Annotated in this window: 27 protein-coding genes; 18 read left to right on the top strand and 9 right to left on the bottom strand. The window is 69.1% G+C overall.

The window, feature by feature from the left end:
- Both VE759_RS11280 and serB read left to right on the top strand, forming a co-directional pair.
- Positions 1–1,092, top strand: a 1,092-nt coding sequence (locus VE759_RS11280) for a cbb3-type cytochrome c oxidase subunit I (protein ID WP_324931851.1), incomplete at its 5' end; no start/stop codon positions are given.
- A gap of 25 nt (positions 1,093–1,117) precedes the next feature.
- Entirely contained in the window at positions 1,118–2,374 is a 1,257-nt protein-coding gene (gene serB, locus VE759_RS11275; protein WP_324931848.1) for a phosphoserine phosphatase SerB, read from the top strand.
- Positions 2,375–2,435: 61 nt separating this feature from the next.
- Here the strand turns inward: serB and VE759_RS11270 are convergent, their stop codons facing one another.
- Complete coding sequence (locus VE759_RS11270) at positions 2,436–3,872, bottom strand: PLP-dependent aminotransferase family protein (protein ID WP_324931860.1); 1,437 nt, start codon at positions 3,870–3,872, stop codon at positions 2,436–2,438.
- 75 nt (positions 3,873–3,947) lie between these two features.
- Between VE759_RS11270 and VE759_RS11265 the strand changes: the two genes are divergently transcribed.
- From VE759_RS11265 to VE759_RS11230, 8 genes are read left to right on the top strand one after another with little or no spacing between them, the layout of a single operon-like run.
- The gene (locus VE759_RS11265; RefSeq protein WP_324931846.1) at positions 3,948–4,148 is read left to right on the top strand and encodes a hypothetical protein; all 201 of its coding nucleotides are present in this window, start codon (positions 3,948–3,950) and stop codon (positions 4,146–4,148) included.
- 14 nt (positions 4,149–4,162) lie between these two features.
- Positions 4,163–4,888 carry a hypothetical protein gene (locus VE759_RS11260; RefSeq protein ID WP_324931843.1) on the top strand — a complete coding sequence of 242 codons (726 nt, stop codon included), beginning with the start codon at positions 4,163–4,165 and terminating at the stop codon, positions 4,886–4,888.
- Complete coding sequence (locus tag VE759_RS11255; RefSeq protein WP_324931857.1) at positions 4,828–5,688, top strand: ABC transporter ATP-binding protein; 861 nt, start codon at positions 4,828–4,830, stop codon at positions 5,686–5,688. Before VE759_RS11260 ends, VE759_RS11255 begins: the two co-directional genes overlap by 61 nt.
- Before the next feature lie 11 nt (positions 5,689–5,699).
- Positions 5,700–6,506: an NUDIX hydrolase gene (locus VE759_RS11250; protein WP_324931841.1), complete on the top strand. Its 807-nt coding sequence runs from the start codon at positions 5,700–5,702 to the stop codon at positions 6,504–6,506.
- On the top strand, positions 6,503–7,243 hold the full coding sequence (locus VE759_RS11245) for an enoyl-CoA hydratase (RefSeq protein ID WP_324931838.1): 741 nt from the start codon (positions 6,503–6,505) through the stop codon (positions 7,241–7,243). The genes VE759_RS11250 and VE759_RS11245 overlap by 4 nt, the downstream gene beginning before the upstream one ends.
- Positions 7,244–7,279: 36 nt before the next feature.
- Positions 7,280–8,305: a class I SAM-dependent methyltransferase gene (locus VE759_RS11240; RefSeq protein ID WP_324931835.1), complete on the top strand. Its 1,026-nt coding sequence runs from the start codon at positions 7,280–7,282 to the stop codon at positions 8,303–8,305.
- Positions 8,263–9,486 (top strand): THUMP-like domain-containing protein, encoded by a 1,224-nt coding sequence (locus VE759_RS11235; RefSeq protein WP_324931854.1) that lies wholly within the window; start codon positions 8,263–8,265, stop codon positions 9,484–9,486. The genes VE759_RS11240 and VE759_RS11235 overlap by 43 nt, the downstream gene beginning before the upstream one ends.
- A gap of 11 nt (positions 9,487–9,497) precedes the next feature.
- Entirely contained in the window at positions 9,498–10,202 is a 705-nt protein-coding gene (locus VE759_RS11230; RefSeq protein ID WP_324931831.1) for an esterase, read from the top strand.
- 4 nt (positions 10,203–10,206) lie between these two features.
- On the opposite strand, the gene VE759_RS11225 is transcribed toward VE759_RS11230, so the two are convergent.
- On the bottom strand, positions 10,207–11,472 hold the full coding sequence (locus tag VE759_RS11225) for a cytochrome P450 (RefSeq protein ID WP_324931828.1): 1,266 nt from the start codon (positions 11,470–11,472) through the stop codon (positions 10,207–10,209).
- Between the two features lie 118 nt (positions 11,473–11,590).
- Here VE759_RS11225 and VE759_RS11220 point away from each other — a divergent pair, with 118 nt between their 5' ends.
- A complete protein-coding gene (locus VE759_RS11220; RefSeq protein WP_324931824.1) occupies positions 11,591–12,226 on the top strand; it encodes a TetR/AcrR family transcriptional regulator in 636 nt (211 codons plus the stop codon).
- Positions 12,227–12,242: 16 nt separating this feature from the next.
- Here VE759_RS11220 and VE759_RS11215 read toward each other — a convergent pair whose 3' ends face one another.
- Positions 12,243–13,550 (bottom strand): PQQ-binding-like beta-propeller repeat protein, encoded by a 1,308-nt coding sequence (locus VE759_RS11215; protein ID WP_324931821.1) that lies wholly within the window; start codon positions 13,548–13,550, stop codon positions 12,243–12,245.
- 116 nt (positions 13,551–13,666) lie between these two features.
- On the opposite strand from VE759_RS11215, the gene VE759_RS11210 reads away from it, so the two are divergent.
- Positions 13,667–14,404: an acyltransferase gene (locus VE759_RS11210; protein ID WP_324931818.1), complete on the top strand. Its 738-nt coding sequence runs from the start codon at positions 13,667–13,669 to the stop codon at positions 14,402–14,404.
- A gap of 4 nt (positions 14,405–14,408) precedes the next feature.
- On the opposite strand, the gene VE759_RS11205 is transcribed toward VE759_RS11210, so the two are convergent.
- The 5 genes from VE759_RS11205 to VE759_RS11185 are packed head-to-tail and all read right to left on the bottom strand — an operon-like array spanning position 14,409 to position 20,144.
- On the bottom strand, positions 14,409–15,173 hold the full coding sequence (locus tag VE759_RS11205; RefSeq protein ID WP_324931815.1) for a metalloregulator ArsR/SmtB family transcription factor: 765 nt from the start codon (positions 15,171–15,173) through the stop codon (positions 14,409–14,411).
- Positions 15,166–16,548 (bottom strand): MFS transporter, encoded by a 1,383-nt coding sequence (locus VE759_RS11200; RefSeq protein ID WP_324931811.1) that lies wholly within the window; start codon positions 16,546–16,548, stop codon positions 15,166–15,168. Before VE759_RS11200 ends, VE759_RS11205 begins: the two co-directional genes overlap by 8 nt.
- 43 nt (positions 16,549–16,591) lie before the next feature.
- On the bottom strand, positions 16,592–17,845 hold the full coding sequence (locus VE759_RS11195; RefSeq protein ID WP_324931809.1) for a glycosyltransferase family 4 protein: 1,254 nt from the start codon (positions 17,843–17,845) through the stop codon (positions 16,592–16,594).
- Complete coding sequence (locus VE759_RS11190) at positions 17,842–19,365, bottom strand: glycoside hydrolase family 57 protein (protein WP_324931806.1); 1,524 nt, start codon at positions 19,363–19,365, stop codon at positions 17,842–17,844. The genes VE759_RS11195 and VE759_RS11190 overlap by 4 nt, the downstream gene beginning before the upstream one ends.
- Positions 19,362–20,144 (bottom strand): class I SAM-dependent methyltransferase, encoded by a 783-nt coding sequence (locus tag VE759_RS11185; RefSeq protein WP_324931803.1) that lies wholly within the window; start codon positions 20,142–20,144, stop codon positions 19,362–19,364. Before VE759_RS11185 ends, VE759_RS11190 begins: the two co-directional genes overlap by 4 nt.
- A 200-nt stretch (positions 20,145–20,344) precedes the next feature.
- On the opposite strand from VE759_RS11185, the gene VE759_RS11180 reads away from it, so the two are divergent.
- From VE759_RS11180 to mnmA, 6 genes are all read left to right on the top strand, one after another.
- A complete protein-coding gene (locus VE759_RS11180; RefSeq protein WP_324931801.1) occupies positions 20,345–21,145 on the top strand; it encodes an electron transfer flavoprotein subunit beta/FixA family protein in 801 nt (266 codons plus the stop codon).
- A 14-nt stretch (positions 21,146–21,159) separates the two neighbouring features.
- Positions 21,160–22,113 (top strand): electron transfer flavoprotein subunit alpha/FixB family protein, encoded by a 954-nt coding sequence (locus VE759_RS11175; protein ID WP_324931798.1) that lies wholly within the window; start codon positions 21,160–21,162, stop codon positions 22,111–22,113.
- A 145-nt stretch (positions 22,114–22,258) separates the two neighbouring features.
- Positions 22,259–23,095: a GNAT family N-acetyltransferase gene (locus VE759_RS11170; protein ID WP_324931795.1), complete on the top strand. Its 837-nt coding sequence runs from the start codon at positions 22,259–22,261 to the stop codon at positions 23,093–23,095.
- On the top strand, positions 23,092–23,928 hold the full coding sequence (locus VE759_RS11165) for a lysophospholipid acyltransferase family protein (protein ID WP_324931792.1): 837 nt from the start codon (positions 23,092–23,094) through the stop codon (positions 23,926–23,928). Before VE759_RS11170 ends, VE759_RS11165 begins: the two co-directional genes overlap by 4 nt.
- 45 nt (positions 23,929–23,973) lie before the next feature.
- Complete coding sequence (locus VE759_RS11160) at positions 23,974–25,170, top strand: cysteine desulfurase family protein (RefSeq protein ID WP_324931789.1); 1,197 nt, start codon at positions 23,974–23,976, stop codon at positions 25,168–25,170.
- Positions 25,170–26,243: a tRNA 2-thiouridine(34) synthase MnmA gene (gene mnmA, locus VE759_RS11155; RefSeq protein WP_324931786.1), complete on the top strand. Its 1,074-nt coding sequence runs from the start codon at positions 25,170–25,172 to the stop codon at positions 26,241–26,243. Before VE759_RS11160 ends, mnmA begins: the two co-directional genes overlap by 1 nt.
- On the opposite strand, the gene VE759_RS11150 is transcribed toward mnmA, so the two are convergent.
- Positions 26,240–26,663: sensor domain-containing protein (locus tag VE759_RS11150; RefSeq protein ID WP_324931783.1), on the bottom strand; the 424-nt coding region annotated here is incomplete at its 5' end. The genes mnmA and VE759_RS11150 overlap by 4 nt on opposite strands.

Raw genomic sequence — 26,663 nt, 5'->3', positions numbered from 1 at the left:
TTCACCTGGAACATCCTGGTGACCTCGATCCTGGTGCTGCTCGCCTTCCCGCTGCTGACCGCCGCATTGTTCGGCCTGGCCGCCGACCGCCACCTCGGCGCGCACATCTACGACCCGGCCAACGGCGGTGTGTTGTTGTGGCAGCACCTGTTCTGGTTCTTCGGCCACCCCGAGGTGTACATCATCGCGTTGCCGTTCTTCGGCATCGTCACCGAGATCTTCCCGGTGTTCTCCCGCAAGCCGATCTTCGGCTACACGACGCTGATCTACGCGACGCTGTCGATCGCCGCTTTGTCGGTCGCGGTGTGGGCTCACCACATGTACGCCACCGGAGCCGTTCTGCTGCCGTTCTTCTCGTTCATGACGTTCCTGATCGCGGTGCCCACGGGCATCAAGTTCTTCAACTGGATCGGCACGATGTGGAAGGGCCAGTTGACCTTTGAGACACCGATGCTGTTCTCGGTGGGCTTCCTGATCACCTTCCTGCTCGGTGGTCTGTCCGGTGTGCTGCTGGCCAGCCCGCCCATCGACTTCCACGTCACCGACTCGTATTTCGTTGTGGCGCACTTCCATTACGTGTTGTTCGGCACCATCGTGTTCGCGACCTACGCCGGGGTGTACTTCTGGTTCCCGAAGATGACCGGCCGGCTGCTGGATGAGCGCCTCGGCAAGCTGCACTTCTGGCTGACGTTCATCGGCTTCCACACCACGTTCCTGGTCCAGCACTGGCTCGGCGACAAGGGCATGCCGCGCCGGTACGCGGACTATCTGCCCACCGACGGCTTCACCGCGCTCAACGTCGTGTCCACGATCGGGGCGTTCATCCTCGGCGTTTCCATCCTGCCGTTCACCTGGAATGTGTTTAAGAGCTGGCGCTACGGCGAGCCGGTTGTGGTGGACGATCCATGGGGTTACGGCAATTCCCTGGAGTGGGCGACCAGCTGTCCGCCGCCGCGGCACAACTTCACCGAGCTGCCGCGCATCCGCTCCGAGCGCCCCGCGTTCGAGCTGCACTACCCGCACATGATCGAACGCATGCGCCGCGAATCCCACATCGGCCGTCACGCCGAGGTCGGAACGGGAACAGGCTGATGGGCCCGCGCGGCGGCAATCTGGGGTGAGCACGCCGAACACCGGCGGGGGAGCCGGGCGCAAAGTGTCGATCCTGATCACGGTGACCGGTGTCGACCGGCCCGGTGTGACATCGGCGCTGTTCGAGGTGTTGTCGCGCCACGACGTGGAGCTGCTCAACGTCGAACAGGTGGTGATCCGCGGCCGGTTGACGCTCGGCGTGCTGGTGGCCTGCTCGCCCGACGTGGCAGGCACCACCTCGCTGGACGACCAGGTGCGCGACGCGATCCACGCCGAGGGCCTCGAGGTGTCGATCGAGCGCAGCGGCGACCTGTCGGTCATCCGGCCACCGTCCAGCCACACCATCGTGGTGCTGGGCCGGCCGGTTACCGCACGGGCCTTCAGCGCGCTGGCCCGCGACATCGCCACGCTCGGCGTCAACATCGACTTCATCCGCGGCGTCTCCGACTACCCCGTCACCGGCCTGGAGCTGCGGGTCTCGGTGCCCGCGGACGTGACCGAGCAGCTGCAGACCGCGCTGGCCCGGGTGGCGATGGCCGAGCGTGTCGACGTCGCGCTGGAGGACTTCAGCCTGGAGCGACGGGCCAAGCGGCTCATCGTCTTTGACGTCGACTCCACGCTGATCCAGGGTGAGGCGATCGAGATGCTGGCGGCCCGGGTCGGGTCGCACGACGCCGTCGCGGCGATCACCGAAGCGGCGATGCGCGGCGAGATCGATTTCGCCGAGGCGCTGCGGCAGCGGGTCGCCACCCTCAAGGGCATGCCGGCCAGCGTGCTCGACGAGGTGGCCGACCAACTCGAGCTGACGCCAGGGGCACGCACCACGTTGCGGACGTTGCGCCGGTTGGGTTTTCACTGCGGCGTCGTCTCCGGCGGCTTCCGCCAGATCATCGAGCCGCTCGCCCACGAGCTGATGCTCGACTTCGTCGCGGCCAACCAGCTGGAGATCGTCGATGGCCGGCTCACCGGCCGCCTCGTCGGGCCGATCATCGACCGTGCCGGAAAGGCCAAGGCGCTGCGCGACTTTGCGAACCAGGCCGGGGTTCCGCTGGAGCAGACCGTGGCCGTCGGCGACGGCGCCAATGACATCGACATGCTCGCTGCGGCCGGTCTGGGCGTCGCATTCAATGCCAAGCCCGCGCTGCGTGAGGTGGCCGACGCGTCGCTGACCTACCCGTACCTGGACACCGTGTTGTTCATACTCGGCATCACCCGCGGCGAGATCGAACACGCCGACGCGCTCGACGGCGTGCTGCGCCGCGTGGAGATCCCGCCCGACTGACGGCAAAGCCGAATCGATTGTCGCTAACTCGACGAGCTCGCGGAGTTGGCGGGCCCAGTGGCTAGACCACCACGGCACTCGGCTCCGGCGGCGCCACCGCACCGGTGACCGCACGCCAGGCGCGGGCCAGCAAGTCCACCGCCTCCCGGAGCTGCTCCTCGGGCAGCGTGTACGGAATTCGCAGAAAGCGCTCCAGCGTGCCGTCGACGCCGAACCTCGGACCGGCCGGCACGTCGAGCCCGAGCCGAGAAGCCGAAGCCGACAGCGCCGAGCTCATCGGCGCGGGCAGCGCCACCCACAACGACATGCCGCCGTAGCCGGGGCCCGGGTGCCAATCCGGAAGCTGTTCGCGCAGCAGTGACACCAGCAGTGTGCGGCGGGCCCGCAAGATGTCGCGACGTTCCGCCAGCACCTCGTCGGCGACGCCGAGAAGCGTTGCCGCGGCAAGTTGTTCGACGATCGCGGTGCCCATGTCGACCGACGGGCGCAGCGCCGCGATCGTCGCGAGTGTGCTGCGCTCGGCGCGGATCCAGCCGATCCGCAGGCCGCCCCAGAACGACTTGGACATCGAGCCGACCGTCAGCATCAGGTCTCGGCGCGCCGTCATCGCCGCGGCCACCGGTGGCGGCACCGGCTCGTCCAGCCACACGTCGGTCATCGTCTCGTCAACGATGGTGCGTGTCCGTGTCTCGGCGATGATGCGCGCCATCTGCTTGCGCGCGGAAGCGGGCATGGTCAGCCCGGTCGGGTTGTGATTGTCGGGGATGAGGTAGGCCAGGCTCGGCGCCAGTTGACGCACCGCGGCGTGCACCGCGTCGAGTTCCCAGCCGTACTCCGTCATCGCCGCCGGCACCGGTCGCGCGCCGGCGGTGGCGATGGCCGCGAGCGCGCCGTGGTAGCTGGGCTGCTCGACGAGCACCCGGTCGCCGGGTTGGGTGTAGGTCGCCAGGATCAAGCCGATCGCGTGCAGCGCGCCGCTGGTCACCATGACTTCGTCTGCGTCGGTGGGAAGGCCTCGCGCGCAGTACCTTTCGGCGATGGCCGCCCGCAGCGGACCGATCCCGGTGAGTTCGATTCCGGTCTGGTGCAGGTAGCCCGTCAGCTGACCGGCCGCCTCGGTGAACGCCGCGCGCACCGCCGCCGCTGGGGCCGACATTGCCGCGGCGGCAAGATTGACCGTCGCCGGTGCCGGCGCCTCGGCGGTGCCGCTGGGCGCGACCGGCAGGGCGGTGGTGCTCCGCGCGCCGCGGCGCGCGTTCAGATAGCCGTCGTCGCGTAGTTGCGCGTAGGCGGCGGTCACCGTGGTGCGCGACACCCGCAACGTGTCGGCCAGCGCCCGCTCGCTGGGCAGCCGCGCGCCGACCGGCAGACGCCCGTCGATGATCAGCATCCGGATGCCGTCGGCCAGCCCCTGGTAGACCGGCCCGCTGCGGCTGGACGTGCGCCAGTTGCCGAGCTCGCGAGCCAGGAGATCCACGTCGAGCGCGCGTGCGGTCATATCGATCGACATTGCATGCCAGTATGGGTCAACTGGCTATTGATAGACAAGCCACTCAGGGCCGACGATCGGAATATGAGGACGGATTGGACCTCCCGACTGATGCGGGGGTATGTCACCCTGTTCACCGCGTCGGGCCCCGCCAAGTACGCCGCCAAGTACCCCGCCAAGTACCCCGCCAAGTACCCGGCCGAGGATCCCGACCGCGACGCCGACCTGCGACGGATCCGCAGCGAGCTGGACGCGATCCGGGTGCACTTTCCCGACCGCGCGTAGTGGTCGTGCACCGGATGGGCCGCGCGGCGGTCCGCGGCGCCGCACTGTTGCTGGGGCTGAGCGGCTACGGCTTCTCGATGGCGATGATGGTGCGCGGCGGGCTGGGTCTGGATCCGTGGGACGTGTTACATCAGGGTCTGGCCCGGCACACCGGGATCACTTTCGGGCTCGCGTCCGGGGTGGTCGGTGTCGCGGTGTTGCTGGCGTGGATTCCGCTGCGCAACCGACCGGGCATCGGCACGGGCGCCAACATCGTCGTGATTGCGATCACCGTGGACGCCGGGCTGCAGGTGTTGCCCGCGCCGGTGTCTGCGCCGCTGCGGGTCGCGCTGATGCTCGGCGGCGTGCTCCTCAACGCGTGCAGCACGGTGCTCTACGTCGGGGCCGGACTCGGGCCGGGCCCGCGCGATGGCCTGATGACCGGCCTGGTCGCGCGCACCGGCCGGTCGGTTCGGCTTGTCCGCACCGCGATCGAGGCCACCGTGTTGGCGGCGGGTTGGCTGCTCGGCGGCACCGTCGGAATCGGCACGGTCGTCTACGCATTCGGCATCGGCCCGCTCGTGCAGCTCATCCTGCGGATGACGCCAGGCCGAATCGTCGCCCGCAGCGGCTGGGCCTTCACCGCCATCACCGACGCGGCCACGCCCGCCCCCGACCCGCAAGCCCCGTCGGCTCCCGAATACGGCACGATGGTCGAGTGGCCGAGCAGCGACAGGACGTCACCGACCCGGACCTGCTGATCGACTTTTCCACGGTTTCGCTGCGGCGCAGCGGGCAGCTGCTGGTCGGACCCGTGACCTGGCAGGTCGAGCTCGACGAGCGCTGGGTGGTGATCGGCCCCAACGGCGCAGGCAAGACGTCGCTGCTGCGCATCGCCGCCGCGATGGAGTATCCGTCGACCGGCACGGCCTATGTGCTGGGGGAGCGGCTCGGCCGGGTGGACATGTCCGAGCTGCGCTCGCGGGTCGGCCTGAGTTCCTCCGCGTTGTCGCAACGGGTGCCCGACGGCGAGGTGGTTCGCGACCTCGTACTGTCGGCCGGGTACGCGGTGCTGGGCCGCTGGCGCGAGCACTACGACGACGTCGACATCGCCCAGGCCATCGACATGCTGGAAAGCGTTGGCGCCGAACACCTTGCCGATCGCACCTATGAGACCCTGTCGGAGGGTGAACGCAAACGCGTGCTGATCGCCCGGTCGCTGATGACCGACCCCGAGCTGCTGCTGCTCGACGAGCCGGCCGCCGGGCTGGACCTGGGCGGCCGCGAGGAGCTGGTCGCGCGGCTGGCCGACCTGGCGGCCGATCCCGATGCCCCCGCGCTCGTGCTGGTCACTCACCACGTCGAGGAGATCCCGGAGGGATTCAGCCACTGCCTGATCTTGTCCGAGGGCACCACGGTGGCCGCCGGGCTGCTGCCGGAGGTGCTGACCGCCGAGAACCTGTCCAAGGCGTTCGGCCAGTCGATCGCCCTGGATTACATCGACGGACGCTACTTCGCCCGGCGCATGCGCGTCCGTGCCGCACATCGGGCCCGCGCATGACCGAGACACCCATGACCGAGACACCGATGACGCCGCGGCCTGCCGCCACCGTGATGCTGCTGCGGGACACCTCAGTCGGCTTGAAAGTCTTCCTGCTGCAACGCCATTCGGGCATGGAGTTCGCGCCCGGCACGACGGTTTTCCCGGGCGGCGGCGTCGACGACCGTGATCGCAACGCCGACCTCGACTGGACCGGCCCGGAACCGGCATGGTGGGGCCACCGGATGGGCGTCGACGAGGATCTGGCGTTGGCGTTGGTGTGCACCGCCGCTCGCGAGACCTTTGAGGAGTGCGGGGTGCTGCTGGCCGGACCGGCCGATGGCGGCACAGCGATCGTCGGCGACGCAAGCGTCTATCACGGCGCGCGCGCCGAATTGGCCAGCAGGGCACTGTCGTTCAGCGACTTTCTGCGGCGCGAGCGACTGGTGTTACGCGCCGATCTGCTGCGGCCGTGGGCGAACTGGGTCACCCCGGCCAAGGGTCACCGCCGCCGCTACGACACCTACTTCTTCGTCGCCGCCCTGCCGCACGGCCAGCACGCCGACGGCCAAACAAGCGAAGCCGCGGCGGCCGGTTGGGCGACACCGGCGGCGGCGATCGAGGACTTCACCGCCGGCCGCAGCTTCCTGCTGCCGCCCACCTGGACGCAGCTGGACACGCTGACTCAATTCGGCGGCACCGTCGACGAGATCCTGGCCGTCGAGCGCGAAATCGTTGCCATGCACACCGAAGTCATTGGCACCGAAGGCAATTGGAGTATCGACTTCTTCGACTCTGAACGTTACGAGCGGGCCCGGCGTGGGCGGCCGTGGTCATGAACGAGTTCGTCAGCGTCCACGTCGACGACAATCGGCCCGGCATCGGCACGATTGTGCTGTCCCGGCCGCCCGCCAACGCGCTGACCCGGCAGGCCTATCGCGAGATCATCGCCGCGGCCGCCGAGGTCGGTGCGCGCGACGACATCGGGGCGGTGATCCTGTTCGGCAGTCATGAGATCTTTTCCGCCGGCGACGAGCTCGACGAGCTGCGCACGTTGACCGCGGCTCAGGCCGACCTGGCCGCGCAGCTGCGCCAGGCCGCGATCGATGCGCTGGCCGCGATTCCGAAACCGACAGTCGCCGCCGTCACCGGTTACGCGCTGGGCAGCGGACTGAGCCTGGCCTTGGCCGCCGACCGGCGGGTCAGCGGCGACAATGCGAAGCTGGGCAGCACCGACATCCTGGCCGGCATGATTCCCAGCGGCGGCGGCACCCAGCGGCTGCTGCGGGCGATCGGCCCGAGCAGGACCAAGGATCTCGTGTTCAGCGGGCGATTCGTCGACGCCGAGGAGGCGCTGGCCATCGGGCTACTCGACGAGATGGTGGCACCCGACAACGTCTACGACGCCGCGGCGGACTGGGCCGCTCGGTTCGTCGGCGGACCCTCGGACGCGCTGGCGGCGGCAAAGGCCGCAATCGACGGCGGAGCCGAGCGGCCACTGGCCGACGCGGTGGAGCACGAGCGCCGGCTCTACGTCGAGGTCTTCCCGCGCGCACCGGCAGTGCGTCCCGAATGACGGTGCCGAGCAGGCCGGCCACTAGGCTGCCCGATTATGACCGGAACCAAGGAGGGTCCCACCCTGAATCCTGATGCCGCCGGCGACCCGGCTCGGGGCTCTGATGTTGCCGGCGACCCGCCTCCGACGCCGCACGCGACTGCCGAACAGGTCGAGGCCGCCCGCCACGACAGCAAGCTGGCGCAGGTGCTCTACCACGACTGGGAGGCCGAGAACTACGACGACAAGTGGTCGATCTCCTACGACAAGCGGTGTGTGGACTACGCCCGCGATCTGTTCGACGCCATCGTGCCCGATGCGGACCTGCCGTATGACCACGCACTGGAGCTCGGCTGCGGCAGCGGCTTCTTCCTGCTGAACCTGGTTCAGGCCGGCGTGGCGCGCCGCGGCTCGGTGACCGACCTGTCACCGGGCATGGTCAAGGTCGCCACCCGCAACGGCGAATCGTTGGGCCTGCAGATCGACGGCAGGGTCGCCGACGCCGAGGGCATCCCGTATGACGACGCCACCTTCGACCTGGTAGTGGGCCACGCGGTGCTGCACCACATTCCCGACGTCGAGCTTTCCCTGCGCGAGGTGGTGCGGGTGCTGAAACCCGGCGGGCGATTGGTGTTCGCCGGGGAGCCGACCACGGTGGGCAACCGTTATGCCCGTGCGCTGTCGACGCTGACCTGGCGGATCGTGACCAACGCGACGCGGCTGCCCGGGCTGACCGGTTGGCGCCGGCCCCAGGCCGAGCTCGACGAGTCGTCGCGGGCGGCGGCACTTGAGGCCATCGTCGACCTGCACACGTTCGACCCCGCCGACCTGGAACGGAAGGCGGCTAATGCCGGTGCGGTCGAGATACGGTCCGCCACAACGGAATTCAGCGCGGCGATGCTGGGCTGGCCGCTGCGCACCTTCGAGGCGGCGGTGCCGCCGGACCGGCTTGGCTGGAACTGGGCCAAATTCGCGTTCACCAGCTGGACCACGCTGGGCTGGGTCGACGACAACGTGCTGCGGCACCTGGTGCCGAAGTCCTGGTACTACAACGTCATGGTGACCGGGGTCAAACCGTCGTAACGTTCGGCGGCGACGACGTCGAGTATCTGCGGTCGACGGCGGCGGCCGAGCAGCTGCGTGAGGTCGACGGGTACGCGTTGTCCGACGCCACCGTCGTCGGTGACATCGCCTTGGCGCGAAGGTGTTTCGGTGATCGAGCGGCCGCGCTGGTGGAAACGGTGTTACTGCGGCGCAAGGCGCGAGCCAAGCTCGCGGATGCCGACGACTGGCTGTTCACCGCCGACGCGCTGCAACAGGCGACGGCCACCGAGGTGGCTCGGCACCGCGCGCGCCGACTCTCCGGTCTCGTCGTGCACGATGTCACCTGTTCGATCGGCGCGGAGCTGGCCGCGCTGCGGCTGACCACCGCCGGCCTGTTGGGCAGCGACCTGGATCAGGTCCGGCTCGCGATGGCTCGGCACAACGTGCCCGATGTTGCGCTGTGTCGTGCCGACGCGCTGCGCCCGATCACCCGTGACGCGGTGGTGCTGGCCGACCCGTCGCGCCGAAGGGCAGGCCGGCGCCGTTTCGACCCCAGGGATTATGACCCGCCGCTGGACCAGCTGTTGGCCATCTATCGCGACCGCGATCTCGTCGTGAAATGCTCTCCGGGAATCGATTTCGACCAGCTGCGCCGACTCGGGTTCATCGGGGAGATCGAGCTCACGTCGCTGGCCGGTGACGTGCGTGAGGCATGCCTGTGGTCGGCGGGGCTGGCCGAGCGCGGCGTGGCGCGGCGTGCCACGGTGCTGCGCGGTGACGGCGCCGTCGAACAGATCACCGACCTCGAGTCCGCCGACTGCCGGGTGCGCGACGCGGGCCGGTGGATCGTCGACCCGGATGGCGCGGTTGTGCGCGCGGGCCTTGTTCGCCACTACGCGGCGCGCCACGGGCTCTGGCAACTCGACCCGAACATCGCCTATCTGTCCGGGGACGGGCTGCCCGCCGGTGTCCGGGGCTTCGAGGTGATCGAGCGAATGCCGTTCGGTGAGCGGCGATTGCGTCAGGCATTGGCCGCTCTGGATTGTGGGGCGGTCGAAATCCTGGTACGCGGCGTCAACGTGGATCCGGCCCAGTTGCGGCCCCGGCTGCGGTTGGGCGGCTCACAGCAAATGTCGGTGGTGATCACCCGCATCGGCGCCGGTGGCGCGTCGCGGGCAACCGCGTTCATTTGCCGACCGTCGCGGGGACGCCCTGGGTAGGCTCGCGGTCGATGCGATTCTTTAAGACGGCCGTACTATTGGCGGCCGGTTGGCTGACGTTGTGGCTCGACGTGGCCCCGGCGTGGGCGCAACCACAGTGCGCCGATCTGGGGGGCACGGTCGATGCCGGTGCCTGCCGCATCCATGCCGCGACCGACATGTACACCCTCGATATCCGCTATCCGGTCGATTACCCCGACTCCCAGGCCTTGACGGACTACTTGACCAAGACCCGCGACGGGTTCGTCAACGTCTCCCAAATGCCCGGCTCGGGCAACCTGCCCTACCAGTTGGCGATCGAGTCCGACGAGTACCACAGCGGGCGCCCGCCGCAGGGCACCCAATCGGTCGTGTTGAAGATCTTCCAGCAGGTCGGTGGCCCGCGCCCGGTGACCTGGTACAAGGCGTTCAACTACGACCTTGGCGCGCGCCACCCGATCACGTTCGACACCCTGTTCAAGCCTGGCACCAAGCCGCTGGACGTCATCTACCCGATCGTCCGGCGCGAGCTGGAGCGCCCGGCGGGCGGCGCAGCGGCGATCTCGCCCGGCGACGGGCTGGACCCATCGCACTACCAGAACTTCGCCGTCACCGACACCGAGTTGATTTTCTTCTTCAGCGACGGCGAACTGCTGCCGTCGTCGGCGGGCTCCAACATCGCCCACGTGCCGCGCGACGCCATCGCCGGTTTGCTGGCCGCGCCACCACCCCCGTGATCGGCTACCTGGTGAACGTGCATGGCATGGCGCGCACGGCGTGAATGAAGTTGCCTGCCAACAGGTCCGGATCGCCGGCCTCGATGTCGGGGAGCCGGTGCAGCAGCTCGCGGAAGATCGCGCGCAGCTGAGTTCGTGCCACTCCCGCGCCCAGGCAGTAGTGCACTCCGCCGCCGCCGAAGCCGACGTGCGGATTCGGGTGGCGGCTTAGGTCGAACGAGCCCGGCTCCGCGAACACGTCGGCGTCCCGGTTGCCCGACGAATAGAACATCACGACCTTCTCGCCGGCGGCAATCGGCTGTCCGGCCAGCTCGGTGTCGGCCACGGCCGTGCGCCGGAAGGTCATCACCGGCGTCGCCCAGCGCACGAATTCCTCGACCGCGCTGCCGATCCGGTTGTCGAAGTCGGCGAGCAGCCACTGTCGTTGCGCGGGAAACTCGGTGAGCCCCGCCAGCGCGTGGCTGGTGGTTTGCCGGGTGGTGTCATTTCCGGCGACGGCCAACAGCACAAAGAACGCCGCGATCTCGGCGTCGGTGAGCCGCTCACCGTCGATCTCCGCCTGCACCAGGTTCGTCATCAGGTCATCCCGCGGAGCGCTGCGCCGCCGGGCCGCCAGCTCCGAGGCGATCGCGTGCAGGTTCGCGGCGGACTCGAACAAGACCGCCATCGTCTCCCGACCGTTCAGGTAGATCGGATCATCGGCCGACACCAGCGCCTCAGCGTTCTGCATCACCGGCACCGCATCCTCGTCGGGGATGCCCATCATGTGCGAGAGCGTGCGCAGCGGCAGCTGGCTGGCGCAGTGCGCGACGAAGTCCACCCCGCTGCCGGCGTTCGCGAGTTCGGACACGATGGCCCCGGCGTCGGCGCTGATCTGGTCTTCGATCCGGCGGATCTGCCTGGGCGTGAACGCGGCACTGACCAACTTGCGGATCTTGTCGTGCCGGGGCGGATCCATCGCCAAAAACGACTGCGAGGCCTCCAGCAGCTCCGGCGGTACGTTCTGAAACATCACGCCCTGCCCGGAGACGAACACATCGTTGTGCCGGCTGACGTGCACGATGTCGGCGTGCCGCACGACCGCCCAGAACCCCGGGTCGTCGGGGTCTTGCACCATCACGCCCTCGGCGGGCGGGTGCCACGACACCGGTCGCCGGGCGCGCAGGATCGCGAACCGTCGCTCGCGCTCCGTGGCCGTCGCCGACCAAAATGCCCGGGAGGACACGTCGATCTCGTCGTAGGGGTACTTCATCGGGGCCATCGCCGTCATGGCAGCACACTATGACGGTGGTCACACACTGTCAAGACACTATGTCTAAACTATTCGTCTAGCCAGGTTTAGACTATTCGTCTGCCCGGTCAGGTACCTGCGATGAGAGGAGGGAACCGTGCCGTCGGTGACCCGCAGGACGGAGTCGACGCGTGCCCGCCGGCGCGCCGAGATCGAGCAACAGCTGCTGGCGGCCACCGAGCGGCTGATGGCCGACGGTTTCGCGTTCACCGAGCTCAGCGTGGACCGGCTGGCAAGCACGGCGGGCATCTCGCGCGCCACCTTCTACATCTATTTCGAGGACAAGCGGCAACTCCTCCTGAAGCTGACGCGCCAGGTGTTCGACGAGCTGTCGCGGGCCGCGCGCCTGTGGTGGGACGTCTCGGAACGGCGGGACCCAGACGCCGCACGCCGGGCGATTCGCGAAATCATCGCGGCCTACCGCCGGCACCAGGCCGTGATCACCGCGGCGAACGAGCTGGCGAGCTACGACAGCGTGGTCGCCGAAACGTACCGCAACATCCTCGGTGGCATCGGCGCGGACGGCGCGGTCGCCCTCGATCGCGCCATCGCCGCCGGAGTTGCCGCGCCGGTACGCAGCCTGGAAACCGCAACCGCGTTGACATGGATGGTCGAGCGGACCTGCCATCAGCTGGTGCGATACGCCCCGCCCCACCTCGACGACCAAATCGCCGAGGCCCTCACCGAAATAGTCTGGCGGACATGGTATTTGGAGCCGCTCAGTCGCGGCTAAGCGCGCTCGGTCACGGCTAGGCGGGCGTGAAACTGTACACCTGGCCGTCGCTGGTCGCGGCGACCACACGCCGGTCTTGGCCGATCGCCACCCCAACCGACCAGCCGGTGGCGTTCGGCAGCGGATAGCGGTTGATCGTTCGCCCATCGGCCGGGTCGAATACCAGCAACGCCTGGCCGTTGTCGCCGTCGCGCACGACCGCATACGCGGCGTGCGCACCGGCCTGACCCGACGCGGACAACGGGGTAACGTCGTCGCGGCGCCAGGCGACCTCGCCGTGGTCGCCGGAGTCGTGCACCGAGACCAGCTTCGCGTCCGGGCCGCCGCCGGCCACAATGCGCCCGCCGGGCGCCACCGACGGTGGCGTGGGTGGCGTGAAACCAAGAGGTACAGACCACTTCGGCCGACCGTTGGCGCCGTTGACGGCCCACAGCTTGCCGTCCCGGCTGTTGACGTAAAGCGTCGAGCCGTCGGCGGAGAACACCGGGCTGCCGATCACGCCGGAGCTCACCGCGTCGCTGGTCCATTCCTGGGTCAGCGGCGGCGTCTGGCCGGCATGGTATTGGAGTGCCGTCAGCACCGGCGCCTTCGCGCCGGGCGGCCACAAGCCCGTCACGATCATGCGCGTCGACTTGGTGTACGCCGGGGCGGTGGCCACCGGGCACGCCGGGCGCTGCGGTTGGCAGTCGGTCAGGCCGCGGTTGGGATCGCGCGGGTCGATGCCGAGCACCAAGTCGATCGGCGAACCCACCGTGGTGCCGCGATGGGCGTCGACGACCTGCGCCTGACCCAGGTGCGTCAGAACCAGCAGCTGGCCGTCGCCGAGCAGCCGCGGGGTTTGCGGCATGCCGATCACCGGCAGTCGCCAGCGCACCCACTGCGTCGGCGGATAAGACAGCATCGTGCCCGGCTGGCCGATGTACACGTTGTCGAATTGGTCGAACAGCGGGCTGGCGAAACCGCCGCCCAGCACCAGCCTGGTGCACCAGCGTTGCCGGCCGTTGTTGTCGTTCTCCCACACCATCAGCGAACAGCCGGTTGCCGTTTGGCCGTTGACCGCCAGGTAGTTGCTCGCACCACCGGCGCCCAATGCCGGCGTGGCGAAAAGGCTGCCCTTGACCGGTCTGGTCCACTGCAGCTTCAGCGCCGCTGCGCCCGCCATCGCGGTGTAGCTGCTGTTGGCGGCGTCGGCGTATTCGGCCGACCAGCCCTCGGCCGCCGAGGCCTGCACCCAGCTGTCGGTGTCCCCGCAGCCCGCCAGCGCACCGATGAAAGCACCGATGAAAAGCGCCGTTGTCGCCGCCACGATCGGTCGCCGGAACACGTCGTCCTTTCTCCGCGGGTGTCTGGGCCCACGTGAGGGTAACCCGGGGCCGTCACGGCGGGCAGCAGCGTAGTGACCGGCCAGCCAGCACCGCGGCTCGCGTAGGCTTTCCGGCCATGACGACCATGTGGGGCGCGCCGATTCATAAGCGGTGGCGCGGCTCGCGACTGCGCGATCCTCGGCAGGCCAAGTTTCTCACCGTTGCCTCGCTGAAGTGGGTGCTGGCCAATCGTGCCTGGACATCGTGGTATCTGGTGCGGTACTGGCGCTTGCTGAAGTTCAAGCTGCAAAACCCGCACATCATCACCCGAGGAATGGTGTTCCTCGGCAAGGGCGTCGAGATCCATTGCACGCCTGAGCTCGCCCAGCTGGAGATCGGCCGCTGGGTGCACATCGGCGACAAGAACACGATCCGCGCGCACGAGGGCTCGCTGCGTTTCGGCGACAAGGTGGTGCTCGGTCGCGACAACGTCATCAACGCCTACCTGGACATCGAGCTGGGCGATTCGGTGCTGATGGCGGACTGGTGCTACGTGTGCGACTTCGACCACCGGATGGATGACATCAACATGCCGATCAAGGACCAGGGCATCCTCAAAAGCCCGGTGCGGATCGGGCCGGACACCTGGGTCGCGGCCAAGGTCACCGTGCTCCGCGGCACCACGGTCGGCAGGGGATGTGTGCTCGGCTCACACGCGGTGGTCAAGGGCGACATCCCCGACTATTCGATCGCGGTCGGCGCACCGGCAAGGGTGGTCAAGAATCGAAAGCTGGCGTGGGAAACGTCGGCCGCCGAGCGGGCGGCGCTGGCCGCGGCGCTGGCCGACATCGAGCGCAAGAAGGCCGCGCGCTGAGCGGTTAGCGGCGCCAATCGATGCCGAACCAGTCGGCCAGCGCGCTGCGGCCGTCGTCGGTTACCGTCACCGCGCGACCCCGTGGCACCCGCTTGACCCATCGCGCTTCGACGAACCGGTCCAGAATCGCCCGGCCCAACGCCCCGCCGACGTGGTGGCGTTGCTCACTCCAGTCGATGCAGTAGCGCACCAACGGCCTTCTGCCGGAAGGCAACTCGACACCGATCTCGGTGAGGAATACCCGCCCGGTGTCGGTGAGCTGGTAGCGGACGTCGTGGCCGGGCCTGCTCAACGCGTCGCGCGCGTCGCGCGCCGGGTCGTAGCGGCCGTCGCCACCTGTCAGTACGCCACGCTCGAGCAGGCTGGTCATGATCTCGACACCCAACCGGCCCGCCAAGTGGTCGTAGCAGGTGCGGGCGTTTCGCAGCCGCGCCGCCGACGTACCCTCCCGCAGCGAGCGCACCGGCCGCGCCGGCGCCAGGCGCACCAGCTGTTCCAGCAGCTCGCCGACATCGGGGCCGGCCAGCCGGTAGTAGCGGTGCCTGCCGTGCCGCTCGACGGTAAGCAGCCCTGCATCGGTCAGTTTGGTCAGATGGCTGCTGGCGGTGGGCCGGCTTACCCCGGCCTCGTCGGCGAGGACGCTGGCCGGCAACGCGCGTCCGTCGTCAAGCGCGAGCAGCACCTTGCACCGGGCGGGGTCGGCGATCAGTGAGCCGAGCGCCGCGATGTCGGCGTCGCCGCCGGATGGCAATTCCGCGATGTCACGCATGACAGGCCTCCTTCGTCGCCGGCGACGTTGACACGGCCGCCGGCTCGCGGGCGCCGGCGAAAGCGACCACCGCGCCGGTCAATTCCACGAGTCCGCCCACCATCATCGTCACGCGGACCCCGTCGATCGCCATGACCGTGCCCAGGACGGCGACTCCGATCGTGATGCCGACCAGCCGTGCCAGGTTCACCACGCCGGCCGCCAGCCCGGAGCGCCGCACCGGCACGGCGGACAGCGCCAGACCGACCGCGGGTGCGGTGTTGAGCGCCAGCCCGGCGCCGGCCAGCACGAAGGCCGGCTCCAGCATCCACAGGCTGGCCTGTGGTCCGGCGGCCGCGTAGAGCAGCATGCCGGTGGCCATCAGCGCCAGCCCGGCGGTCATCGGCAGCCTGGGCCCGGTCCGGTGTGCGAGCACGTTCACCACGGGGATCAACACCAGGTATGTCAATGGCATCGGCACGAACTGGACCGCGGTGGCCAGCGCGCTGGCGCCGCGCTGCTGTTGGAATGCGAAGCTGTTCACCATCAGCATTCCGTAGATGCCGAACGTCATCGTGAACGTTGCGATCAGTGCGACCACCAGTCGGCGACTGCGCAACAGGTCCAGCGGCAGCATCGGATGCGCCACCCGACGCTGGGTCAAGAAGAACCCGGCGATGCACAGCACCGCGACAACGGCCAGGGTGCAGGTCAATGGCACCGCCATCGTGCGGCCCTGGACCAACACGATCGTCAACGTGCCGAGCCCGAGGATCGCGAGCGTCTGCCCCGGCACGTCGATGCCCGCCGCGTCCGGATCGCGCGATTCCGGCAGATAGCGGTATGACATCACCAGCGCGATCGCCCCGACCGGCGCGTTGAGCCAGAAGATGTAGCGCCAGCCCAGCGAATCGGTCAGCACGCCGCCGAAAATCGGCCCGATCGCTGTGCTCAGCGCGGCCGCGATGGCCCACGCCGCGGTTGCCCTTGCGCGTTCGACGGCGTCGGTGGCCGCGGCCGCCGCGATGGCCAGGCCCTGCGGCAGCATCAGCCCGGCGCCGATGCCTTGCAGTGCGCGCGCGGCCAGCAGCATCGCAATCGACGGCGCCGCGGCACAAATCAGCGACGCGGCGACGAAGGTGACCAGACCGGCACGCAGCACGGTGCGTCTGCCGAACCGGTCGCCGAGCGACCCCGACGTCAGCATCACAGCGGCGAAGGTGACGTTGTAGGCGTCGATGGTCCACTGCGCGCCGGAGATGCCGCCGCCGAGGTCGGCCCGAATGGCCGGCAGCGCCAGGTTGATCGCGTTGGCGTCGATCAGGCCGACGAAAAGTCCGAGGTAGGCCGCGATCAGGGTCAGAATCGTGCCGAGGTTGAACCTTTTCGAGTCCATGCCTCGACGCTAGGCGCGGGGTAGTTCGATGCCGATCGAACCATTACTGCGCCCGGTCGGGCAGCGCCCGCTCGACGATGACCGGCCGTGCCAGCGGCTCCCGCTCGCGGCGCTTTGCCGCCAGATACACCTGGGCGGTCTCGTCGGCCACCGTCTGCCAGGAGAATTCGCAGGTCAGTCGGCCGCGCGCGGCGATCGCCATGCGCTGTGCCAGGGCCGCATCATCGAGAACCATGCGGACCGCCGCGGCGATGCCCGCGACATCGTGCGGCGCGAACGACACGCCGGTGTGCCCGTCGATCACCGCCTCGCCGAGGCCTCCCGCGGTCGAGGTGACCAGCGGTGTGCCTGTTGCCGCCGCCTCGAGCGCGACGATGCCGAACGGCTCATAGTGACTCGGCAACACGATCGCGTCGGCCTGGTGCAGCAGCGCCACGAGCTCGGAATGGCCGAGGTGGCCAACGAAATTCGTGCCCTTCAGCGCCCGGTGGCGGCGACATTGCTCGATCAGCCAGTCCAGTTGGGTGCCTTCGCCGGCGATTGTCAGCGTGGTACCGGGATGTGTGCGCCTGATCCGCGGCAGCGCCGCGATCGCGTCCTGAATTCCCTTCTCGTACTCCAGCCGTCCCACGTACACCAGCCGCGGCGGCCCGTGCCGCGGCCGCCGCATCGCGAACGGCCAGCGCCCGGCGTCGATGCCGTTGCGGATGACGCGGATCTCGGCAAGGCCAGGGCCGAACAATTCGGTGATCTCATCGCGCATCGACGCCGAACACGTGATCAGCGAGTCGGATTCGCGAACGAGCCAGGATTCGACGGCATGCACCTGCCGGCTGATCGGGCCACTGACCCAGCCCGAATGCCGTCCCGCCTCGGTGGCGTGCATCGTGGAAACGATTGGCACGTCGTAGCATTCGGCCAGCGCGATGGCCGGGTGCGCGACCAGCCAGTCGTGGGCGTGCACCACGTCCGGTCGCCATGGCCGGGATCGACGGCCATTGCCGCGCAACGAAAGTCCGGCCCGGATCATCGAATGGCCCATCGCCAGCGTCCAGGCCATCATGTCGCGGCCGAAGTCGAACTCGTGCGGGTCCTGCGCGGCGGCGACCACCCGCACGCCGGCGCTGATCTCGTCGGTCGACGGGTGTGTGCTCGGATCGGTGTTCGACGGACGGCGGCTCAGCACTACCACCTCGTGCCCGGCCGCCGCCAGCGCGGTGGCGAGCTGATGGACGTGCCTGCCCAGGCCGCCGATCACCACCGGGGGGTACTCCCACGACACCATCAGCACTTTCATCGCGGCAGCCTTCTGGCGTCCAGCGCGCCGAACAGCCCGTCGGCCCGGTTCCATCCGTCGGCCAGCCGCTGGGCGGCGTCGCGATGGCCCGAGGCCAGCGTGCCGGCGATTTCGCGGGTGGCGTGCGCGTGCAGGTGAGCCCGGTACCGGGCATAGTCGGCGGCGGTGTCCTTGCTGACCATGAACGGCCAGTCGCTGGACACCGTCAGCAGTGTTTCGCGCAGGATCTGGTCGGCAACGAAGTCGCGGGCATGCGGCGCGTTGGTTTGTTCCAGTGCCTTGTCGACGGTGGACAATGCGGTGTCGACGACCTCGACGTTGAGCTGCACCAGATCGGCGACCTGATCGCCGGCCCAAACCTGCCAGTCCTTGCCCGACCCCCAAGAGCTGGGCGGCAGTTCGACGCGTTCGCCGACGAAACCGCCCTCGATCGCGTCGCCGAGCGTGCCCACCCGAATCCCGGCCGCAGGCAGTGCCCGCAGCACCCGCTCCAGCCATAGCGGGCCCTCGTACCACCAGTGGCCGAACAACTCGGTGTCGAACGCGGCGATGACGTGGGCCGGCCTGCCGATGCGGTGACTTTCCGTGCCGAGCCGCCTGCGCACCACGTCGACGAAGTCGGCGACGTGCGCGTCGACCGCCCGATTGGCCCGCTCGGGGTCGTACGGGGCCTTCTGGTCGGACGGCACGTTGCGTCCGGTGACACGGGCCGGCTTAAGGCCGGTGTCGTGGTCGTAGGTGTGAAAGTCGCGGTAGGCCGGATGGCCCGGGTAGCCCGATTTCGGTGACCACACCCGGTAACTGACCTGAAGGTCGCGGCCGAACGCGATCACCTCGGAGTCGCTCACCGGCCGCCCCAGCGCCGTGTCGCCGTGCAGCGCCGGACCGTCGACCATGAAGTGCCCGACGCCCGCGGCGGCGTAGTCGCGTTCCATCCCCGGCGCGTACGCGCACTCGGGCGCCCAGACGCCCGCCGGCGCGTGGCCGAACCGCTGCTGCGCGTCGGCCAGACCCTCGACCAGGGTGAATTCTCGCAGCCGGGGATGAAGCAGTGGCTGGAACGGGTGGGCCAGCGGGCCGCCGAGCAGCTCGATGGTGCCGGTGTCGATCAGTTCGCGCAGCAGCGGGGTGGCGCCGTGCCGCCACAGCGTCGCGAAATCGTGTAGCACCACGCCGGCTTCGTCGTACTCGCGAATCCCAAAGGAGCGCAACGGCTCCGGCAACGTCGTGGCCTCGAGCGCGCGCAGCTGCCAGTTGGCCAGCCAATGGTGCATGCCGTCGAGGCAGTACGGGTCGTCGAGCTGCGCGGCCACCACCGGCGTGACGCCCAGGGTGATGAGCCGGCCGTGGTCCTCGGCGGCCAGCTTCCGCAGCACGCGCATCAGCGGCAGATAGGCCGCCGACCACGACTGGTACAGCCACTCCTCGCCCACCGGCCAGCGGCCGTGATGGGCCAGCCACGGCAGGTGCGTGTGCAAGACGAGCGTGAACAGTCCGGGCACGGGCTCTGAATTGGTCACGGGCGCACCGCGATTGCCACCAGGTCGAGGCTCGCATCGATATCCCGGCCGTCGGCTCCTTTGCAATCGGGTCCTTTGCAATCCACGATCTCGAAGTCGTCGACCGTGACCGACGCGACGTCGGAGAGCAGTTCGGCCGGCCACGGCGCGCCGGCCAGCGCGCGGCGGATCTGGGCGTCGATGATCGACCCGCCGTGCTTGGCGTCGAGGGCCGCCAACCGCGGGCCGTGGAACACCCCGCTGACCGCCGACACCGAAAAGCCGCCGTCTTCCAACAGTTCGGTGAGTTCGGCGGCGTTCAGCTCGCGCGTGTGAAACGGGTTGATCGGGGTGTCCCGGCCTCCAGAGAAGGTTTCGCGGTTGGGCGTGGCGACCATCAGCAGCCCCGCCGGCCGCAGCACCCGCGCGCATTCGGCGACGAACTGCGGCTGATCCCACAGGTGTTCGATGACCTGAAAGTTGACCACCACATCGACCGCGGCGTCGGGCAGCGGCAACGCGGCCAGGTTGGCGTGGCGCACTTCGACCCGCGGATAGCGGGCCCGCACGTGTGCGACGGTCGGCTCGTCGTAATCCACGCCCAGCACGCGGCTGGCCACACCGGCGATCAGGTCGGCGCCATATCCCTCGCCGCAGCCGGCTTCCAGCACGTAGCGACCCGCACAACGACCGACCAAACGCCGATAGACGACTTCATGCCGACGGAACCAGTAGTTCTCCTCGGGCAGCCCGGGCACCGTGCGCTCGCCGGTCAGGGCGAGCCCGTCTAACGCGCTCATTGCAAGGCAGGCTAACCCGTAACCGCATCTCCGGGGAGCCGGAGACGCAACGGGCCGGGCAGAGCACGAAGTTATACCAGCTATGGTGTACGGGCGAAACACACAAAGTTACCGGGGAGTAACATTGCCCGTGGTGGGCCGCGGAACGAGCACCTCGCTCAGGCCGGCCGCCGGCCCCTCAAGGAGGAAGAACCAGATCCATGACGAACATCGTGGTCCTGATCAAACAGGTCCCAGACACATGGTCGGAGCGCAAGCTCACCGAGGGCGACTGGACCCTTGACCGCGACGCCGCCGACGCCGTGCTGGACGAGATCAACGAGCGCGCGGTCGAAGAAGCGCTGTTGATCAAGGAGAAAGAGGCCGCAGACGGCACCGAGAGCACGGTGACCGTGCTGACCGCTGGGCCGCAGCGCGCCGCCGAGGCGATCCGCAAGGCGTTGTCGATGGGCGCCGACAAGGCCGTGCACGTGCTCGACGACGGCATGCACGGCTCCGACGCCATCCAGACCGGCTGGGTGTTGGCCCGCGCGCTCGGCACGATCGAAGGCACCGAGCTCGTCATCGCCGGTAACGAGGCCACCGACGGCACCACCGGGTCGGTCCCGGCGATCATTGCCGAATACCTTGCCCTGCCGCAACTTACTCACCTGCGCAAGGTGTCCGTCGAGGGCGGCAAGGTCACCGGCGAACGCGAAACCGACGACGGCGTGTTCATTGTCGAAGCGTCGCTGCCCGCGGTGGTCAGCGTGAACGAGAAGATCAACGAGCCCCGGTTCCCGTCGTTCAAGGGCATCATGGCCGCCAAGAAAAAGGAAGTCACCACGCTGACGCTGGCCGAGATCGGTGTCGAGAGCGACGAGGTCGGCCTCGCCAATGCCGGCTCCAAGGTGCTCGCGGCCAGCCCGAAGCCGCCCAAGACCGCCGGTGAGAAGGTCACCGACGAGGGCGAGGGCGGCAACCAGATCGCCCAGTACCTGATTTCGCAGAAGCTCATCTAGAGAAGGCGTACCCAATGGCAGAAGTACTTGTGCTCGTCGAGCACGCCGACGGTGCCGTGAAGAAGGTCACCGGCGAGTTGATCACCGCCGCGCGCGCGTTGGGCGAGCCGTCGGCCGTGGTGGTCGGCGCGCCCGGAACCGCCGAGCCGCTCGTCAACGACCTCAAGGCGGCCGGCGCGGCAAAGATCTACGTCGCGGAGTCCGATGCCGCCAGCGACTACCTGATCACTCCCTACGTCGACGTGCTGGCGTCGCTGGTCGAATCGGCCAGCCCGGCCGGCGTGCTGCTGGCCGCCGGCGCCGACGGCAAGGAGATCGCGGGCCGGCTGGCCGCACGCCTGGGCGCCGGGCTGTTGTCCGATGTGGTCGAGGTCCGCGACGGCGGCAAGACCGTGCAGTCCATCTTCGGCGGCGCGTTCACCGTCGAGGCCCAGGTGACCGCCGAACCCGCGATCATCACCGTGCGTCCCGGCGCGGTGGATGCCGAGCCCGCGGCGGGTGCAGGCGAGCAGGTGACCGTCGAGGTGCCCGCCCCGGAGAATGCGACGAAGATCACGGCACGTCAGCCCGCGGTGGCCGGCGACCGGCCGGAGCTCACCGAGGCCTCGGTTGTGGTGTCGGGCGGCCGCGGCGTCGGCAGTGCCGAAAACTTCCGCGTAATCGAGGAATTGGCCGATGCGCTGGGCGCCGCGGTCGGAGCCTCCCGCGCGGCCGTCGACTCCGGCTACTACCCGGGGCAGTTCCAGGTGGGCCAGACCGGCAAGACGGTCTCGCCGCAGCTGTACATCGCGCTGGGTATCTCCGGGGCGATCCAGCACCGCGCCGGCATGCAGACGTCGAAGACGATCATCGCGGTGAACAAGGACGAGGAAGCCCCGATCTTCGAGATCGCCGACTACGGGGTGGTCGGCGACCTGTTCAAGGTCGCGCCGCAGCTGACCGAGGCGGTCAAGGCCCGCAAGGGCTGATCGCGCCGCGCTGACCAGCGGCAAACCCCCGCACGCTCGGCGTGTCGGGGGCTTTGCGTGCGCTGCGACATTTCGTCACTCAGCGTGCACGGACACGTCACGCCGACGATGCCGTCCCGAGATGCGGCTGGGCGACCGTGGCGCCATGAGCACCGCATCTGTCCTGCTCGCCGCCGATCAAGCGACGTCTGCGTCGTCCGGCACGGCGCCCAGATACACGCTGCTGCTGTCCACCGACCCGGCCGTTATCGAAGAAGCGCAGCGACTGCGCTACCACGTGTTCACCTCCGAGCCCGGCTTCTCACTGACCGGCTCGACGGAGTCCGGCCTGGATGCCGACCGATTCGACGAGTTCTGCGACCACCTGCTGGTCCGCAACGACGATACCGGCGAGCTGGTCGGCTGCTACCGGATGCTGCCGCCCGCCGGTGCGGCCGCGGCCGGCCTTTACACCGCAACCGAATTCGACGTGTCCGAGCTCGACCCGCTGCGGCCCTCGCTGGTCGAGATGGGCCGCGCGGTGGTGCGCGAAGACCATCGCAACGGCGCGGTCGTGCTGCTGATGTGGGGCGGGATCCTGGCCTACCTCGACCGTTGCGGCTACGACTACGTCACCGGCTGCGTCTCGGTGCCGATCCAGGCCTCGCCGTGCGACGTGCCCGGACAACAGGTTCGCGGGGTGCGCGATTTCGTGCTGCGCCGCCACGCCGCGCCCTACCGCGTGCGGCCGTACCGGCCGGTGGTGCTGCACGGCAAGACGCTCGACGAGATCGATCGGCCGTCGAGGGTGTCCGTGCCGCCGCTGATGCGCGGCTATCTGCGGCTCGGGGCGCAGGTCTGCGGCGAGCCGGCGCATGACCCGGACTTCGGGGTGGCCGACTTCATGGCGCTGCTGGACAAGCGGCGAGCCGACGTCCGATATCTCAAGCGCCTGCGCTCGGTTGCCGCGGCCGCCGAGATGGTCGACGGGATCACCGCATGACGCACGCCTGGATGCCGAGCGCATCATGTGACGAGAGTTGCGTGCGTGTCGAGGTGACCGGCGCCGTCGAGCGCGCCGCCCGGGTCGTGCGAGCGACGTATCGATGCCTGCTGGCGCTGCTCCTGCTGCCCGGGATGCCGCTGCTGGCCATCCCACTGCCCGGCCAGGCCCGCGTGCAACGCGTGTACTGCCGCCTGCTGCTGCGCTGCCTCGGTGTGCGGATCACCAAGTCCGGCGGCCCGATCCGCAATCTGCCCGGCGTGCTGGTGGTCAGCCCACACATGTCTTGGGTCGACGTGCTGGTCATCGGTGCGCTGCTGCACGGTGCGTTCGTCGCCAAGGCCGAACTCATCCGCTGGCCGGGGCTGGGCCTGATGGCCCGCGCGATGGACGTCATTCCGATCGAGCGCGCCAAGCTGCGACGGCTGCCCGGCGTGGTGCACACGGTGGCCGAGCGGCTTCGCTCGGGGAAGTCGGTGATCGCGTTTCCGGAAGGCACCACCTGGTGCGGGCTTGCGTTCGGTCCGTTCCGGCCGGCGATCTTCCAGGCGGCGATCGACGCGGGCCGCCCGGTCCAGCCGCTGCGGTTGACCTATCACCACCGCGACGGCCGGCCGTCGACGATGCCGGCCTACATCGGCGACGACACGCTCGTGCGGTCCTTCCGCCGGCTCGTGACCGCGCGGTTGACCGTCGCACATGTGCGGGTCGAGGCGCTGCAACTGCCCGGCGAGGACCGGCGGGACCTCTCCCGCCGTTGCGAGATAGCCGTGTGGGGCGACGCCGGGCCCGGCACGCACCATCATCACCACCACGACGCGTTGGCGGCCTAGCGGGCAAACCGAGCCCGTGCGACCGGCGGCTATCCTTGACGGGTCATGAGTGCCGCCCGCTCGGTGTATCTCGACCACGCCGCAACGACCCCGATGCATCCCGCTGCCATCGAGGCGATGACGGCCGTGCTCGCGACGGTCGGCAACGCGTCGTCGCTGCACACCACCGGTCGCGCCGCGCGGCGCAAGCTGGAGGAATCCCGCGAAACCATCGCCGACAAGCTGGGCGCCCGGCCGTCGGAGGTGATCTTCACCGCGGGCGGGACCGACAGTGACAACCTCGCGATCAAGGGCATCTACTGGGCCCGCCGCGACGCGGAGCCGCGCCGCCGGCGGATCGTGACCAGCGCGGTCGAGCACCACGCCGTGCTGGACACCGTGGCGTGGCTGGCCGAGCACGAGGGCGCCGAGGTGACCTGGCTGCCCACCGACGGCGACGGTTCGGTGTCGCCGGCCGCGTTGCGCGACGCGCTGCGGGAGCACGACGACATCGCGCTGGTGTCGGTGATGTGGGCAAACAACGAGGTCGGCACGATCATGCCGATCGCCGAGTTGGCCGCCATCGCCGCCGAATTCGACGTGCCGATGCACAGCGACGCGATCCAGGCGATCGGCCAGCTGCCGGTCGGCTTCACCTCGAGCGGCCTGTCGGCGATGAGCGTCGCCGCCCACAAGTTCGGCGGTCCCACCGGTGTCGGCGCGTTGGTGCTGCGCCGGGACACCGCCTGCGTGCCGCTGCTGCACGGCGGCGGGCAGGAACGCGACGTCCGTTCCGGCACAGTCGATGTCGCAGGTGCGGTCGGGATGGCGGTGGCCACCCGGCTCGCGGTCGACGGGCTCGCGACACACAGCGCGAGCCTGCGGGCGCTGCGGGACCGGCTCATCGACGGGATCCTGAGCCGGGTGGACGACGCGCACCTCAACGGGGCGCACGGCGAACGGCGACTACCCGGCAATGCGCATTTCACGTTCTCCGGCTGCGAGGGTGACTCGCTTTTGATGCTGTTGGATGCCAACGGCATCGAATGCTCGACCGGTTCGGCCTGCACGTCGGGCGTCGCGCAGCCCTCTCATGTGCTGATTGCGATGGGCGCCGACCCGGCCACCGCGCGCGGGTCGCTGCGACTGTCGTTGGGCCGCACCAGCGTCGATGCGGACGTCGACGCGGTGTTGAACGTATTGCCCGGTGCGGTGGCGCGGGCGCGTCAGGCGGCGCTGGCCAGTGCGGGGGTGTCGCGCTGATGCGTGTACTGGCCGCGATGAGCGGCGGCGTGGATTCGTCGGTGGCCGCGGCGCGCATGGTCGACGCGGGCCACGACGTCGTCGGCGTCCACCTGGCGCTGTCGTCGGTGCCGGGAACACTGCGCACCGGATCGCGCGGCTGCTGCTCGAAGGAGGACGCCGGTGACGCCCGCCGAGTTGCCGACGTGCTCGGAATCCCCTTTTATGTATGGGATTTCGCCGACCGTTTCACAGGCGATGTGATCGACGACTTCGTGTCGTCGTATCGGCGCGGGCACACCCCCAACCCCTGTGTGCGCTGCAATGAGCGGATCAAATTCTCCGCGTTGGCTTCTCGCGCGTTGGCGTTGGGCTTCGACGCCGTGGCCACCGGCCACTACGCCCGGCTTTGCGACGGCCGGTTGCGCCGCGCGGTCGATCGCGACAAAGACCAGTCCTATGTGCTCGCCGTGCTGACCGCCGAGCAGCTGCGCCGCGCGCTGTTTCCGATCGGTGATACCGCCAAGCCGCAGATCCGCGCGGAGGCGGCGCGGCGCGGGCTCGCAGTCGCCGACAAGCCCGACAGCCACGACATCTGCTTCATTCCTTCCGGCGACACCCGCGCCTTCCTCGGCTCGCGCATCGGCGTTCGGCGCGGCACGGTCGTCGACTCCGGCGGCACGGTGCTCGCCGAACATGCTGGCATCCATGGATTTACCATCGGCCAGCGCAAGGGACTCGGCATCGCGGGCCCCGGTCCAGACGGTCGCCCGCGCTACGTCACCGCGATCGACGCCGACACCGCAACGGTGACCGTCGGAGATGCGTCCGAGCTCGACGTGTGGTCGATCACCGGTGAGCGTCCCGTCTTCACCCGCGGCACCGCCCCGGAGGGTCCGCTGGAATGTGTAGTGCAGGTGCGCGCACACGGCGGAACCGCCGCTGCGGCAGCCGAATTGGACACTGGCATGCTTCACGCGCGACTGCGCACTCCGCTGCGCGGCGTGGCGCCGGGGCAGACGATGGTGCTCTACCGGCCGGACATCGACGGCGACGAGGTGCTCGGCAGCGCCACGATAACGGCGACCGCCTAGCCGGGCACTTTGGCCAACATGTTGGCCAGCACGATTTCTGGCACCGAGCTTGGAAACGCGCAGAACGTCACCTCGACGAGGACGACCGACTTCAGCCGGTAGTCACGGCCGCACCCGCCGTGACGTGTGCGCAGCGAATCCGTGCCGGCCGTCCAGTCGCCGACGAATATCGGCCCGGACGAGGTCGAGCCGCATCCGTCGACCAGCTTGACCAGATCCTCGAACGCGCGCCGTGCCACGGATTTGTCGCGATAGGCCGCCGCACCCTCCGAGATCAAGCCGCCCCTGGGCGGATTCTGAAACGTCGTCTTGTGGAATCCCTCGACATCGGCACCGAACGTCTTCGTTTCCTCGAATATCCAGCCGCATTGCGGCGGCGCGTCCTTGGCGAACTGTTCGATGTCGACCGGAATCTTGCCG

Origin of the sequence: Mycobacterium sp., from assembly GCF_035640695.1 — a bacterium.
Lineage (GTDB): Bacteria > Actinomycetota > Actinomycetes > Mycobacteriales > Mycobacteriaceae > Mycobacterium.
Note: the sequence above shows the minus strand (reverse complement) of the source record. Positions and strands in the feature narration are given on the sequence as shown.